Here is a 16,012-nt window from a genome sequence, read left to right on the forward strand (position 1 = left end):
AGGTTGCATTTTTATATATTTGCGTGTTAGACAAAATTTCATTTAGAATAAATCATATGAGCGAAGAAATCAATAAGAGCAATTATTCAGCGGATAGTATTCAAGCATTAGAAGGAATGGAGCATGTTAGAATGCGTCCATCCATGTATATTGGAGATGTAGGAGTTCGAGGATTACATCATTTAGTTTATGAAGTAGTTGATAACTCGATCGATGAGGCAATGGGAGGCCATTGTGATACCATTCGAGTAGATATAAATGAAGATGGCTCTATCTCTGTTGAGGATAATGGACGTGGTATTCCGGTTGGGATTCATAAAAAAGAAGGTGTTTCTGCACTGGAGGTTGTAATGACTAAGATTGGTGCTGGAGGTAAATTTGACAAAGATTCGTACAAGGTTTCTGGAGGATTGCACGGTGTAGGGGTTTCTGTTGTAAATGCACTTTCTAATCATTTAAGAGCTACCGTTCACAGTAGTGATGGAAAAATATATGAGCAAGAATACGAGAAAGGAAAGGCGTTATATCCTGTAAAACAAATTGGTGAAACGACTAAAAGAGGTACAATCGTAACTTTTTATCCGGATCCAACTATTTTTACACAATCAATTGAATATTCATACGATACGCTGTCGGCTCGTATGCGTGAATTGTCATTCTTGAATAAAGGAATCACAATTACTTTTACTGACAAAAGAGAAAAGGACAAAGACGGAAATTTTGTTTCAGAGGTTTTTCACTCTACAGAAGGACTAAAAGAATATATTAGGTATTTAGATGGAAACCGCGAGCCTATTATTGCTCATGTGATTTCTATGGATAACGATAAAGGAGATATTCCTGTTGAAGTAGCACTTATTTATAATACGAGTTATTCAGAGAATATCTTTTCGTACGTAAACAATATCAATACCCACGAAGGAGGAACACACTTACAAGGTTTTAGAACTGGTTTAACAAGATCATTGAAGAAGTATGCAGATGCTTCGGGTATGTTAGATAAATTAAAGTTCGAAATCGCTGGAGATGACTTCCGTGAAGGGTTAACAGCTATTATTTCTGTAAAAGTAGCGGAACCTCAGTTTGAGGGACAAACCAAAACGAAACTAGGGAACAGAGAGGTTGTTTCTCCGGTAAGTCAGGCAGTTGGTGATATGATTGAGGCCTATTTGGAGGAAAATCCAAATGACGCACGAATCATAGTTCAAAAAGTAATTCTTGCGGCTCAAGCACGTCATGCGGCTAAGAAAGCACGTGAAATGGTACAGCGCAAAACCGTAATGGGTGGCGGTGGATTACCAGGAAAATTATCAGATTGTTCAGAGCAGGATCCAGCAAAATGTGAAGTATACCTTGTCGAGGGAGATTCGGCAGGTGGAACTGCAAAACAAGGTCGTGACCGAGCTTTTCAAGCTATTTTGCCATTACGTGGTAAGATTTTGAATGTAGAAAAAGCAATGCACCATAAAGTATTTGAAAACGAAGAGATTCGTAACATATTTACCGCTCTAGGAGTTACCATAGGTACTGCTGAAGATAGTAAAGCTTTAAATATCGAAAAATTACGTTACCATAAAGTAATTATTATGTGTGATGCCGATGTCGATGGTAGTCACATCTCTACTTTAATTTTAACTTTCTTCTTCCGATTCATGAAAGAATTAATCGAGGAAGGTCACATTTACATTGCAGCTCCTCCTTTATATTTAGTTAAAAAAGGAAACAAAAAAGAGTATGCTTGGAATGATGTGCAACGTGATCAAGCGAACGAAAGAATGGGTGGAAGTGCTGCTATTCAGCGTTACAAAGGTCTTGGAGAGATGAATGCAGAGCAATTGTGGGAAACAACAATGGATCCTAATTTCAGAACTTTACGTCAAGTAACCATTGACAGTTTAGCCGAAGCTGACCGTGTGTTCTCAATGTTGATGGGTGACGAGGTGCCGCCACGAAGAGAATTTATCGAGAAAAATGCAGTTTACGCTAATATTGATGCTTAAAACATAAAAAAAGTAAAAGAGTTTCTGATTTTTTTACTGCAATAAAACAACCAAATTAACGATTAACCGAATAAACTCAAAATTATGAAAGTTACCATAGTAGGGGCAGGAAATGTAGGAGCTACTTGCGCAGATGTTATTTCTTATAGAGGAATTGCAAGTGAAGTAGTATTATTAGATATTAAAGAAGGATTTGCCGAAGGTAAAGCATTGGATATTATGCAATGTGCTACCAATACAGGTTTTAATACCAAAGTAGTGGGTGTAACTAATGATTATTCTCGCACTGCGAATAGTAATGTAGTGGTTATTACCTCTGGTATTCCAAGAAAACCAGGGATGACTCGTGAAGAGTTGATAGGTATAAACGCCGGTATTGTGAAAACGGTTACCCAAAATGTTTTAGAATTTTCGCCAGAAGCAATTATTGTGGTGGTTTCTAATCCAATGGATACGATGACTTATTTAGCGCTTAAATCAACAGGATTGCCTAAAAATAGAATTATAGGAATGGGAGGCGCTTTAGATAGTTCTCGTTTTAGAACGTATTTGTCTATGGCTTTAGATAAACCAGCTAACGATATATCAGCTATGGTTATTGGAGGACATGGCGATACAACTATGATTCCTCTGACTCGTTTAGCGTCTTATAATGGTATGCCAGTATCTCAATTTTTATCAGAAGAAGCTTTGCAAAAAGTGGCAGCTGATACAATGGTAGGTGGAGCAACCTTAACGGGACTTTTAGGAACTTCAGCTTGGTACGCACCAGGAGCATCTGTGGCTTATTTAGTAGACAGTATCTTGAATGACCAAAAGAAAATGATTGCTTGTTCTGTTTTCGTAGAAGGGGAGTATGGACAAAATGACATTTGTATTGGTGTTCCATGTATCATTGGTAAAAACGGTGTGGAAGAAATCGTAGATATCAAATTAAATGATGCTGAAAAGGAGTTGTTCGCTAAAAGCGCAACTGCTGTTCGTGCAATGAATGATGCGCTAAAATCAATTTTAGAATAAACTATTTGCAATATAACGGAGAAGACTGCAGTTTTGCAGTCTTTTTTTTGAGATTAGTTAATAAATAAATTGGTTAATCTTTTCGTTAATTATATATTTGCTCGGTTTAAAAAAATAATGGGGGTTTTCACGGTCTTCCTTTTAGGAGAAATATCGTTTGAAGGCTTGTATTATCGGTTTGAAACAAACATAAATAATAAAAAATAATTAATTTTTAGTAATAATGCAGAATAAAGGACTTATTAAATTCTTCGCAATTCTATTTGCATTGGTAAGTATTTACCAACTTTCGTTCACTTTCGTGGCAAACAAAGTAAAAAGTGATGCAAAATCTTTTGCAAAAGGGAATCCTGAAAAAGAAGTTAAATACTTAGACTCTATCGGTAAGGAGAGTGTTTTTAATTTAGGATTTACCAATTTTACTTTTAACGAAGTAAGTGACAAACAAATTAATAAAGGTCTGGATTTAGAAGGAGGTATCAATGTGATCCTTCAAATCTCAGTTAAAGACATTTTGAAAGGATTATCTAATAATTCTAAAAACCCTGTTTTTAATAAGTCGATCGCAGATGCAACAGCAAATTTGCAAGGAAACAAACCATTTATTGATAAGTTTTTTGAAGCTTTCGAAGCGAATTCTAAAGGAACGGTAAAATTAGCATCTCCAGATATCTTCGCTAACAGAAGTTTGCAAGGTGAAGGTGGAGTTGATTTCCAAATGACAGATTCGCAAGTTCAAAAAGTAATCAGAAGAAAAGTTGATGAGTCTGTAGAGAGTGCTTTTGGAGTACTAAGAAAACGTATTGATAAATTTGGGGTAACACAACCAAATATTCAAAAGTTAGGTGAGTCTGGTCAAATTCTTGTTGAGCTTCCAGGAGCTAAGGATGTTGATAGAATCAAGAAATTATTACAAAGTACCGCTCAGTTGGAATTTTGGGAAACCTATAAAATTGAAGAAATAGGTAACTTTTTAATGGCTGCAAATGAGTCATTGAAAAAAACTGAAGTTGCTAAAGTAGAAACTAAACCAGCAGTGGCAAAAGATTCTCTTAGTGCTTTGTTAACTGACGCAAAAGATACAGCTGTAGCTAAAAAAGGAAATAATCCTTTATTAGATAAAATTATTGCACAAGGTGGTGGTCCAGTATTGGGTCTGTTTTCACCAAAAGATACTGCAACTGTTAATGCTTACTTTAAGAGAGCTGACATCAGAATTTTATTAGGTGCTGATCAACGTTATGCTAAATTTGTTTGGGGAAAACCAACAACTATTAAAGATGCAAAAGATAAAGATGTTGATGCTGTTGAACTTTACGCTTTAAAGGGAAATAGAGATAATGTTGCTGCGATGAGTGGTGGTGTTGTAACTGATGCTAGTGATTCATTTGATCAGTTAGGTAAGCCTGCTGTTTCTATGCAAATGAACGGTCAAGGTGCTAAGTCTTGGGAAGAGTTAACAGGAAGAGCCTATACTCAAAAAAGTAATATTGCTATTGTTCTTGATGATGTTGTTTACTCAGCTCCAGGAGTTTCTAGTGGTCCTATATCAGGCGGAAGATCTGAAATTTCAGGTAATTTTGATGTTACAGAAACTAAAGATTTAGCTAACGTTTTAAGAGCGGGTAAATTACCTGCATCTGCAGATATTGTTCAATCAGAAGTGGTAGGTCCATCCCTTGGTCAAGAGGCTATCGATAATGGAACGACTTCAGCAATCGTAGGATTGTTGTTAGTGTCTCTTTGGATGCTTGTATATTATGGTAAAGCAGGATGGTATGCTAACATTGCATTAGCGGTGAACTTACTTTTCTTATTCGGAATCTTAGCAAGTTTAGGTGCTGTACTTACATTGCCTGGTATTGCTGGTATCGTATTAACAATGGGTACTGCGGTAGATGCGAATATCATTATTTATGAAAGAGCGAAAGAAGAACTACGAGCTGGTAAATCTTTAGATGAGGCAGTTAAAATTTCGTACAGTTGGACGGGAGCAATGCGTTCAATCGTGGATGCAAACGTAACGCACATCTTAATTGGAGCAGTTTTATTTATTTTTGGTTCAGGTCCAATTAAAGGATTTGCTACTACCTTATTAATAGGTATTATAACTTCATTATTTACTTCTATTTTTATCGCTAGAATTTTCATCGATAAGGATATTGCTAAGAATGCTAATTTATCTTTTGTAACTAATTTTTCTAAAAACTTCTTTACTAACTTCCATTTTGATTTCTTAAGAATTAAAAAAGGTACTTATGCGTTTTCTGCGATTGTTGTAGTTGTAAGTGTTTTCTCTTTATTCACAAATGGTTTAGATCAAGGTGTAGATTTCGTAGGAGGTAGAACTTTTCAAGTTCGTTTTGAAAAACCAGTTGAAACTGAAGTGGTAAAAGAACAGTTAGCTAAAGTTTTTGATGGAAGTGCTGAGGTGAAAATCTTTGGAAACGACAATCAATTAAAAATTACTACTAAATATAAAGTACAAGAACACGGTACAGAAGCTGACGAGGAAGTTAATAAAATTCTATTCGAAACTTTAAAATCGTATTACAGCACTGATTTAACATATGATAAATTTGTTAACTCGTATGATGGTAAAAAGTTTGGTATTGTCCAAGCATCTAAAGTTGGACCAACTGTTGCTGAGGATATTAAAACTAACGCATACTGGGCAGTACTTGGAGCTATGTTAATCGTATTTTTATACTTAATCATTAGTTTTAGAAAATGGCAATATGGTTTAGGAGCTATCGCAGCTGTAGCGCATGATGTTATCTTTGTATTAGGTATCTACTCATTATGTTATAAATTCATGCCTTTTGGAATGGAAATCGACCAGCACTTTATTGCAGCAATCCTAACGGTTATTGGATACTCGATGAATGATACTGTAATTGTATTTGATAGGGTTCGTGAATTCCTTGATGGTAAAGTAAAAGGTAATTTTGGAGAGATCGTGAATCAATCTATTAATTCAACTATGTCAAGAACAATCAATACTTCGTTAACAATGATTGGTGTATTATTGATCATGTTCATCTTTGGAGGTGAGTCAATCAGAGGATTTATCTTCGCAATGTTAGTTGGTATCGTAGTTGGTACGTATTCTTCACTATTTATCGCTACGCCGGTATTAGTAGATACAATATCTGCTGCTGATAAAAAAATAATTGAAAAGCAACATGCTGAAGCATAATTGCTGCTAATTCAGAAAGTAAAAGACCTAACAACTGTTAGGTCTTTTTTTTGACCTAGTATTAAGGCTTGGTATTTTTGTAGTTAAATAGTATCGAATACGGGATTTAATACTGTAGTTAGTCGGTTTTTATTTTTTAACAATTTCATTTTTAATATATTTACTATCCTTAAGATTCTCCTAGTTTTTGAGATTCCATATCATTTATAAATCGTAACAATGAAAAGAAACATTATCCAATCTGTTTTTATCTTTATAACTGTATTCTTGCTCAATGCGACGGCAGTAGCGAAGGATAGCGCGCCTCTAAATACCAGGTTGTTTTTCAATAAGACCTTTGTAAGCCCAAGTACTTTTGCTCGAGTTGGTACTTTAGCGGTGGCACCTCCAGTTGTTAGCTCTCCAGTTTATTATTGTCAAGGGACTACTGCTGTGCCATTAACAGCAACACCTTCAGTAGGGAACACGCTAAGATGGTATACAGTTGCTACAGGTGGTACTTTTAGTACCACTGCGCCTACACCATCGACTGTAGCTGTTGGATCTGTTTCTTATTATGTTAGCGAAACTGACGGTGTACTTGAAAGTTCAAGAGTCCAAATTGTTGTTAATGTAGTGGCAGATAATGGAAGTAAAATTTTAGTTTTTAGATGTGATCCCTCACAAATTGCTGCTGCGGATAAAAATAGTTCCGTCTTTTTTGATTGGGCAAATACAACTGGTTTGCCTAATCAGTATAATTATAGTTATACCGTTGATGGTGGACCTGCTGTTACGGGATCAAAGAGTCCTACTAATTTGCAAGTTTTTGGGTTGTTACCAGGTCAATCAGTTACATTAACTGTAGAACACGCTACGTATCCATGTGATCGTTCTGTTTTGACCTGTAGTGTTCCGTGTGGGACTGCTACTACTACGCCTAATTTCAGTCCAATACCTCCTTTCTGTATAGGTACTCCGCCTCCAGTTTTGGGACCTACTTCCCCTAATGGAATTTCGGGTACATGGTCTCCAGCAGTGGTCAGTAATACCACTAGTGGAAGTTATGTTTTTACTCCTAACGCTATGTTGCATCCGTGCGTAACTACCCAAACATTAAATGTAACGGTGTTGCCATTAGTAGCGCCAACTTTTACAGGTATTCCAGCTACTGTCTGTCAAAATGCAGCTGCACCTGTATTACCCATGAATTCTAATAATACGCCAGCAATCTCAGGTAATTGGTCACCTTCTATAGTTAATACTGCTATATTAGGACCCGTTACTTATACTTTTACACCTAATCCAGGACAGTGTAGTTCGGTGAATCCTACGACAACTACAATTACTATTGTTGCTAATAATAGTCCGAACTTCGCTGCTATTGCTCCGCTTTGCTCCGGTAGTACAGCACCCGTTTTAGCGACTACTTCTCCATCGGGAGTGACGGGATCTTGGGTACCAGCACAAATTAGTAATACTACTAGTGGTTCGTATGTATTTACACCCAATCCAAATCAGTGTTCAACGAATCAAACGCTTAATGTTACGGTTACAGCTAGGGTTAATCCTGGATTTGTAGCAATTCCCGCATTTTGCGCAGGCACAACCGCACCTACCTTGGCCACGACCTCACCTAATGGTGTAATGGGTACGTGGAATCCTGCTCAGGTTGATAATTTAGTAAGTGGTACCTATGTGTTTACCCCTAATGCTAACGAGTGTGCAGCCTCTCAATCACTTACTACAACTGTAAACGCAAGGACAGCGCCTGGTTTTAGCTCTTTTAGTATTTGCTCAGGAGCTGTACCTCCAACTTTAAATACTACCTCTCCATCGGGCGTAAATGGTTTGTGGAATCCTGCTGTTGTGGACAACATGACAAGTGGTTCTTATGTATTTACACCTGATGCTAATGAGTGTGCTACGGCTCAAACAATCAACGTAGTCGTAAATCCTTCTAATACTTTAACGGATTTTAGTTGGACCGTTACTGAAGCTTTTTCTAATAATCAAATGATTACCATTTTACCAACTATTGCAAATGGCGATTATTCTTATCGATTGGATGATGGTCCGTTTCAAGCTAGTCCCGTATTTGAATTTGTGAGTGCAGGCCTTCATACTGTTACCGTTATTGAGAATAAAGGATGTAGTAGTCCGATAACAAAATCTAATATACTTGTAATTGATTATCCAAGGTTTTTTACTCCAAATGGAGATGGTTACAATGAAAATTGGAACATTTTTTCTCTAAGAGATGATCCAACAGCTAAAATTCATATTTTTGATAGATTTGGTAAACTTCTCAAAGAAATAACGCCAAATAGTGCGGGTTGGAATGGTTTGTACATTGGTCGTCCAATGCCTAGCGACGACTACTGGTTTGTAGTTGAGTACACAGTGCAAGATGTTTTGAAAAAATATAGATCACATTTTTCGCTTAAAAGATAAAAAAAAGCTTCTCATTGAGAAGCTTTTCGTTTTTTATACTAATTTACCATTTAAGGTTGCTTTTCAGCAGTAAAGACAAAGTAAAAACCGATTAAGATGAAGGGAATACTTAGCCATTGTCCTGTTGAAAGTAGTCCTAAGGCACTTTCAAAACCTCCTTGGCTTTCTTTAACTGATTCGACTACCATTCGTACAGAAAACAATAGGACTAAGAACAAACCAAATAAGTATCCTGATTTTTTTCTAGCTTCTGTCTTCCAATATAAGAAAAACAAAATAGCGAATACAAAAATATAACAAACAGCCTCATACAACTGAGTTGGATGTTTTACGGGTACTTGTGCTAATAAATTAGCAAATTTAGGGTCGGTTGCTATCGCTTTATATGCCTCATTAGGATTGGTAATTTGGGTCGCATTTATTGCATCGTTGGGAGTGAATTGATCACGTAAAAAACGGATTCCAAAAGGTGATGTCGTTTCTTTCCCAATGATTTCAGAATTGAAAAAATTACCTAGTCGTACAAAAATAGCTCCACTAGCTACCGCTATTACGATACGATCCAAAATCCATAATAACGGACGTTGTAGTACTTTTTTACTAAAGTAATACATAGCTACAATTATCGAAATGGCAGCGCCATGGCTTGCTAGTCCTTGAAAACCTGTGAATTCAAATGTAGGACTAAAACGAACCGGTAAAAATATTTCTAATAAGTTGTTTTTAAAGTAGCCCCAATCGTAAAAAAGGACATGTCCTAAACGCGCTCCAATTAAGGTAGCCAATACGGACCATATGAATAGTGAATCTAATTTTTCAATTGATTCACCTTCTCTTTCAAAGATGTTTTTCATAATGTACCATCCTAGTCCAAATGCAATTACGAACATTAGACTATAGAAACGAATCATAAAAAAACCAAGATCAATTCCTTCTGATGGGTTCCAGACAATATTTAAAGCGTGCGTCATTATTATTTATTTTAAGTAAAAATACATTTTTTGTAGAGAGGTTCGCTCTAAAATTTTTTGAAAATTAAAACTGGACTCAAGATCGGAATGCTTATCGACTTATTTGTGGTTGCAATTTTTCTTAGGAACGGGATCATATCCATTGCCGCCCCATGGGTTACAACTTATTATCCTTTTTATGCCTAAAAACAAGCCATACAATAAGCCATGCTCTTTTAATGCTTCAATCATATAGGCTGAACAGGTTGGCTCAAATCTACAAGAAGCAGGAGTCAATGGTGATATCACCAGTTGGTAAAAACGAACAAGCACTAAAAATGGGAAAATAAGTACTTTTTTCAGCATTTGTTTTCGTTTTACATTAAAAGCTAGACCGTGAAGGTTGTTCCTTCTTTTCCATCTTTTAACTGAATTCCGATTGCTATCAATTGGTCTCTAATTTGATCAGATAAAGCAAAATTCTTGTCAGCACGTGCTTGATTGCGCATACCAATTAGCATGTTAATCGTTCCTTCTAGCTTATTCGAATTCCCGTCAACAGTTTTATCATCTTCAAGTCCAAGCACATCAAATACAAAGGCGTTCATTGTTGTGGTCAGTATGTCAAGATCATCAGCTGTAACAGTCTCTTTATTATCATTTATAAGGTTGATGAATCGGACACCTTCAAACAAGTTCGCAATCAAAATAGGAGAGTTGAAATCGTCATTCATAGCATCATAACAACTTTGCTTCCAGTCTTCGATTGCTAGTGAACTAACAGTGTTACTTTGTAAAGTTTTAAGCGTATCTATTGCTTCCATTAAGCGTTTGTATCCTTTTTCAGCAGCGACAATAGCATCATCAGAGAAATCTAAAATACTGCGGTAATGTGCCTGTAGCATAAAAAATCGAGCCACTGATGCTGAAAATGCTTTACTAAGAATGCTGTTTTCGCCTGTCAGGATTTCTCTTGGTAGAATATTGTTACCCGTAGATTTCGCCATTTTCTTTCCGTTTAAGGTCAGCATATTGGCGTGCATCCAGTAATTAACTGGGGTTTGTCCCGTGCAAGCTTCATTTTGAGCAATTTCACACTCATGATGGGGGAATTTTAAATCCATTCCACCGCCGTGAATATCAAAATGATTGCCTAAATATTTTGTACTCATCGCTGTGCATTCCAAGTGCCATCCAGGAAAACCATCGCTCCAAGGCGAAGGCCATCGCATAATATGCTGTGGCTCTGCTTTTTTCCATAAGGCAAAATCTTGTGGATTTCTCTTGTCGGATTGGCCATCAAGATCTCGAGTATTGGCAAGCATGTCTTCAATATTACGACCACTTAAGCGTCCGTAATGATTAGTTTTATTGAATTTTACTACGTCAAAATAAACAGAACCATTCGCTTCGTATCCAATTCCGGAATCGATTATTTTTTTGATGATTTCAATTTGCTCCACGATATGTCCTGTCGCTGTTGGCTCAATACTTGGTGGTAAAAAATTAAATGCTTTAAGGATATCATGAAAATCAATAGTGTAGCGTTGTACGACTTCCATTGGTTCTAGCTGTTCTAAACGGGCTTTTTTTGCAATTTTATCTTCGCCTTCATCTACATCATCTACAATATGTCCAACATCTGTAATGTTTCTCACATAGCGTACTTTATACTCTAAATGCAATAAGTACCTAAATATGACATCAAATGACATAAAAGTTCTAACATTTCCTAAATGGACATTGCTGTAAACAGTAGGTCCGCAAACATACATACCAATGTTTCCTTCGTTAATAGGTACAAATGTTTCTTTCTCTCCCGAAAGCGAATTGTATATTTTCAGTTTTTGACTTGAGTATAAAGGCATGTATTTTTTAGTTTAATTGTTTAACTGTTTAAATCGTTTAATTGTTAGGTAGTCAAATAAACGATTTAATCAATTGTTATTGAGCAAGATAGTATTTTTTCAGGCTATTAATTTGATTGCAAATTTTTTCAAGTTTATCTCTGCAGAGTAAATAGTCATCTTCAGTAATATACTTCAGATCTTTAGAAATTATTAGGTGATTTAACGTTTCTGTAGCTGAAGAATATGAAATAGTTAGAAAATGAGCTTTGTCCTTGTTAGTGTTTCTTGAAGTGCCTTCTGCTATATTTGTTGCAATAGACGACGAACTCCTTTTAATTTGTGAACTGATACCATAGGTTTCGCTTGCTGGAAAGTTACTCGTCAATTTGTATATTTCTATAATAAACTCTCTTGAATTTTGCCAAACATCAAGTTTTTCAAAGGAAAAAATATACATGAGAGTAGGTTAAACAGTTAAACAAATTGACAATTAAACATTTCTTTAGAATTTTGTATCTAACTTAATGTAGTCTAAAAATTCTCTTCGGGCTTGTGGCTCTTTAAATTTTCCACCAAATTCAGAGGTTACAGTACTACTTTCAATATCACTAATTCCTCTTGAATTTACACAAAGATGTTTAGCATCAATAACACAAGCAACATCTTCTGTTCCCAACGCTCTTTGTAGTTCCTGAACAATTTGCATTGTTAAACGTTCCTGTACTTGTGGTCTTTTTGAATAATATTCTACGATACGATTCATTTTAGAAAGTCCAATAACTCTTCCGTTTGAGATGTAAGCAACATGTGCTCTTCCTATAATTGGTAAAAGGTGGTGTTCACAAGTAGAATACAAAGTGATGTTTTTTTCAACTAACATCTCTCCATATTTGTAATTGTTATCAAATGTAGATGCCTTTGGTTTTTTTTCAGGATTTAGTCCCCCAAAGATCTCCTTTACGAACATTTTAGCTACACGGTTAGGTGTGCCCTTCATGCTATCATCCGTTAAATCCATTCCTAAAGTTAAAAGAATGTTTTCAACGTCTTTTTTTATTTTTTCAATTTTTTCATCATCAGTAATGTCAAATGCATCTTCTCTTACTGGGTTATTTGCACTAGATGCGATGTGGTTGTCACCCATTTCATCTTGTAATTCTTCCTTATTTATCATTAAAAAAAGCTATTATTGTGTGTATAATTTTCGAGCGTAAAGATAATTAATAAAAACCAAACATTTTCTAAAGGTTTTACTAATTAATCAACTCGATTTAAGGTGTGGTATAATTCTTTTTTTCTGTGTGTATCTGTCCAAAAAACTCAAGGCAGTAACTTCTATTTGTTACTGCCTTGAGTTGTGTCTATTACCTATGGTTACTACGCTTTTAAAGCACCTCTTGTCTATAAAAAATTATTTAGCGTTGTAGACTTTGATTGCTTCTTTTAAAATTTGAACCGCTTTTATTAAGTCTTCTTTTTTCAAAACATAAGCAATACGTACTTGATTAAGTCCTACACCTGGTGTTGAGTAAAATCCTGCTGCAGGAGCTACCATTACAGTTTCTCCGTTAAAATCGAAACTTTCTAGTAACCATTGTGCAAAAGTATCTGCATTGTCAATAGGTAGTTCGGCGATACAGTAAAAAGCCCCTTTTGGATTGGCTACTTTTACACCTTCGATTTTGTTTAACTCCGTAACCAATGTGTCTCTACGTTCCCTATATTCAGAAATTACTTCGTCAAAATAACTTTGTGGTGTATCAAGTGCAGCTTCAGCGGCTACTTGAGCAAAAGTTGGTGGACTCAAACGAGCTTGAGCAAATTTCATTGCAGTTGCCATCAATTCTTTGTTTTTAGAAACAATGCAACCAATTCGTGCGCCACACATGCTGTATCTTTTAGAAACCGAATCAATCATGATTGCGTTTTCTTCTAATCCAGGTATGTTCATTACCGAGTAATGCACGTCGCCATCATAAGTAAACTCTCTATAAACCTCATCAGCAATTAGGAATAAATCGTGTTTTTTAACAAGATCAGCTAATTGCATCATTTCTTCTTTCGAATACAAATAACCGGTTGGGTTACCTGGATTACATATTAAGATTGCCTTTGTTTTTGCAGTAATTAATTTTTCGAAGTCAGCAATAGGGGGTAACGCAAAACCAGTATCTATCGATGAAATAACCGGTACTACAGTAACGCCGGATGCAGTCGAAAAACCATTGTAATTTGCATAAAATGGCTCTGGAATAATGATTTCATCTCCTTGATCCATGGTACTTCCCATGGCAAAAAGCAATGCTTCTGAACCACCAGTTGAAATGATAATATCTTCGGGGTTTATTGGTAATCCAGTTGATTTGTAAAACTGAGAAAGTTTGTTTCTGTAGCTTTCAAAACCAGCAGAGTGGCTGTATTCTAATATAGTGATGTCAATATTTTTGACTGCTTCCATAGCAACTTCGGGTGTTTTAATATCCGGTTGACCTATGTTTAGATGATATACTTTGTTACCTTTTTTCTTAGCAATTTCTGAAAAAGGTACTAATTTACGGATCGGTGACTCCGGCATTTGAGCACCTTTAATTGATATTTTTGGCATAGCTTTATATTATTGAATTGCAAATTTGCGATTTTTTTCTCGAATTATCGGTTGTACAAGCCTTTAAAAATTGTTAAAATAGCAATAAAACAGGAATTTTTCAGTATTTTTATGGAAAGAGATTTACATGAAAAAAATTATAGTTATTGTGTTTTTATTGGTATGCTGTAGTCCAGTTTTAGCGCAAGATGGTTTTATCTTTAAGCAGCAAAAAAGTAAAATAAAAATCCCATTTAAGCTTATTAATAATCTTATTTTTTTTCCTTTAAAAGTAAATGGAACTCAATTAACTTTTATGCTGGATTCAGGTGTTGAGGAAACGATACTTTTTAGTTTAGAAGAAAAAGACAGTGTTAGCTTGTTCAATCCACAAACCATTAGTTTAAGAGGTTTGGGTAGTAGTGACGCTGTTGCTGGTTTAAAATCTACAGGCAATCAACTGGAAGTGAAAGGAATGGTTTCTAGTAATCATGCCTTGTATGTGATTCTAGATCAAGCTTTTAATCTTTCTTCTCATATAGGAATTCCGGTTAACGGTATCATTGGTTATCCTTTTTTTAAAAATAATTTATTAGAAATAAATTATGCGAAGAAGGTGCTCGTTTTTCATCAAGAAAGTCCTCAAATTCGGAGAAAATTAGCTAGAAAATTTAAACAATCGACAATTACAGTTGAGGGTAGTAAACCCTATTTAACAGGAAGTGTTACTATAGGTGCTAATTCAATCCCAGTGAAGCTTTTAATAGATACGGGCCACAGTGACGCTTTGTGGTTATTTGAGAATAAAATTGATGCAATCAAGGTTCCTAGTAAGAACTTCGAAGATTATTTAGGTAAAGGATTCAGTGGCGATATTTTTGGTCGGCGAGCGATTATTTCTGAATTTAAAATCAACGATTTTGTATTCAAGAGTCCAATTGCAGCATTTCCAGACTCAATTTCCTTACGTCATGTAAAGATGGTTTCGAATAGACTTGGATCTGTAGGAGGTGAAATATTCAAACGATTTTCTATGGTTTTCGATTATGGCAACGGACAACTTTTTTTGAGAAAAAATTCAGATTTTAAAAGCTATTTCAACTACAATAAAAGTGGAATCGAAATTAGAACGGGAGGTATGCAATGGGTTCAAGAAACTATTGCTTTAAAAGTAGAAACTAAAGCAAGTAGTTATGCAACAACTTACAATGAGAATTTAATAAATAACTTTAAGTATAATTTTAAGTTGAAACCTATTTACGAGATTGATAATGTTCGTAAAGGTTCTGCTGCTGCTAAGGCCGGATTGTTAGCTGGTGATATTGTAAACGCAATAGATGGAAAAGAGTTGCAAAAATATTCATTGATTGAAGTTAATTCTTTTCTCAAAGCCGAAAAAGAAAAATGGATAACAATAGATATCATGCGAAATGGTAAGCCATTAAAATTTAGAGTACAACTGATCAATATTTTATAAAAAAAGCTTCTTGAATTTAATCAAGGAGCTTTTTATAAAACTATTTTTTATTTAACCACTACCTCGCCTCTTATTTTTAAAGGAATTCTTCCTTCATCGTAATTAATAGCATTAGATTCCACTGTAATCGTCTTACGAATAGGTCCTTCTGTCATGTTGTATTTTACTTCAATTTTTGAGGATTTCCCTGGTAAAATAGTGTCGTTTTGTTTAGATAAAATCGTGCAATTGGATGTCGTTTGGACGGAACTAATGATTAAAGGTGCATTTCCAGTGTTTGTGAACACAAATGCTCTAATTCCGTTGTCATTTTCCTTGCTTATTGTCCCATAGTCTATAGTATTGTTTTGATCTTTGAAATCAATTTTAGCTCCATTTTGCGCGAACCCAATACTACTTATTAGAAGACCAGCTATTAATGGTATTATTTTTTTCATTTTTATTGAATTTAATCAAAGTAAATATAGAATCTTTTTATTAGAGGACAAATTTTTAATTC

12 protein-coding genes are annotated in these 16,012 nt (G+C 35.3%); 5 read left to right on the top strand and 7 right to left on the bottom strand.

All coding sequences use genetic code 11. The annotated features are described in order from the left end of the window. Nucleotides 1-56: 56 nt before the first annotated feature. The 4 genes from gyrB (at nt 57) to ACZ2G0_RS08190 (ending at nt 8,652) form a co-directional block, all read left to right on the top strand. A complete protein-coding gene (gyrB, locus tag ACZ2G0_RS08175) occupies nt 57-2,000 on the top strand; it encodes a DNA topoisomerase (ATP-hydrolyzing) subunit B (protein WP_470307161.1) in 1,944 nt (647 codons plus the stop codon). Between the two features lie 84 nt (nt 2,001-2,084). Next, nucleotides 2,085-3,020, top strand: coding sequence for a malate dehydrogenase (gene mdh / locus ACZ2G0_RS08180; protein WP_470307162.1), 936 nt, complete (start codon nt 2,085-2,087; stop codon nt 3,018-3,020). Between the two features lie 223 nt (nt 3,021-3,243). After that, nucleotides 3,244-6,219, top strand: a complete 2,976-nt coding sequence (gene secDF / locus ACZ2G0_RS08185) for a protein translocase subunit SecDF (RefSeq protein WP_470307163.1) — start codon at nt 3,244-3,246, stop codon at nt 6,217-6,219. 219 nt (nt 6,220-6,438) lie between these two features. Further along, nucleotides 6,439-8,652, top strand: coding sequence for a T9SS type B sorting domain-containing protein (locus ACZ2G0_RS08190; protein ID WP_470307165.1), 2,214 nt, complete (start codon nt 6,439-6,441; stop codon nt 8,650-8,652). A 50-nt stretch (nt 8,653-8,702) separates the two neighbouring features. Here ACZ2G0_RS08190 and lgt read toward each other — a convergent pair whose 3' ends face one another. The 6 genes from lgt to ACZ2G0_RS08220 all read right to left on the bottom strand — a co-directional run bounded on the left by lgt (nt 8,703) and on the right by ACZ2G0_RS08220 (nt 14,057). Beyond that, nucleotides 8,703-9,623, bottom strand: coding sequence for a prolipoprotein diacylglyceryl transferase (gene lgt / locus ACZ2G0_RS08195; RefSeq protein ID WP_470307166.1), 921 nt, complete (start codon nt 9,621-9,623; stop codon nt 8,703-8,705). A 99-nt stretch (nt 9,624-9,722) separates the two neighbouring features. Next, nucleotides 9,723-9,968, bottom strand: coding sequence for a membrane protein insertion efficiency factor YidD (yidD, locus tag ACZ2G0_RS08200; protein ID WP_470307167.1), 246 nt, complete (start codon nt 9,966-9,968; stop codon nt 9,723-9,725). A gap of 23 nt (nt 9,969-9,991) precedes the next feature. Then, a complete protein-coding gene (cysS, locus tag ACZ2G0_RS08205; RefSeq protein WP_470307169.1) occupies nt 9,992-11,470 on the bottom strand; it encodes a cysteine--tRNA ligase in 1,479 nt (492 codons plus the stop codon). A 76-nt stretch (nt 11,471-11,546) separates the two neighbouring features. After that, nucleotides 11,547-11,909 (bottom strand): four helix bundle protein, encoded by a 363-nt coding sequence (locus ACZ2G0_RS08210; RefSeq protein ID WP_470307170.1) that lies wholly within the window; start codon nt 11,907-11,909, stop codon nt 11,547-11,549. 45 nt (nt 11,910-11,954) lie between these two features. Beyond that, nucleotides 11,955-12,626: a GTP cyclohydrolase I FolE gene (folE, locus tag ACZ2G0_RS08215; protein ID WP_470307172.1), complete on the bottom strand. Its 672-nt coding sequence runs from the start codon at nt 12,624-12,626 to the stop codon at nt 11,955-11,957. A 237-nt stretch (nt 12,627-12,863) separates the two neighbouring features. Beyond that, on the bottom strand, nt 12,864-14,057 hold the full coding sequence (locus ACZ2G0_RS08220; RefSeq protein ID WP_470307174.1) for a pyridoxal phosphate-dependent aminotransferase: 1,194 nt from the start codon (nt 14,055-14,057) through the stop codon (nt 12,864-12,866). 127 nt (nt 14,058-14,184) lie between these two features. Between ACZ2G0_RS08220 and ACZ2G0_RS08225 the strand changes: the two genes are divergently transcribed. Beyond that, nucleotides 14,185-15,513, top strand: coding sequence for a retropepsin-like aspartic protease (locus ACZ2G0_RS08225; protein WP_470307175.1), 1,329 nt, complete (start codon nt 14,185-14,187; stop codon nt 15,511-15,513). Nucleotides 15,514-15,560: 47 nt separating this feature from the next. Here ACZ2G0_RS08225 and ACZ2G0_RS08230 read toward each other — a convergent pair whose 3' ends face one another. After that, on the bottom strand, nt 15,561-15,950 hold the full coding sequence (locus ACZ2G0_RS08230; RefSeq protein ID WP_300287004.1) for a DUF1573 domain-containing protein: 390 nt from the start codon (nt 15,948-15,950) through the stop codon (nt 15,561-15,563). Nucleotides 15,951-16,012: the final 62 nt, after the last annotated feature.

It is taken from the genome of Flavobacterium sp. KKT103, assembly GCF_055640565.1.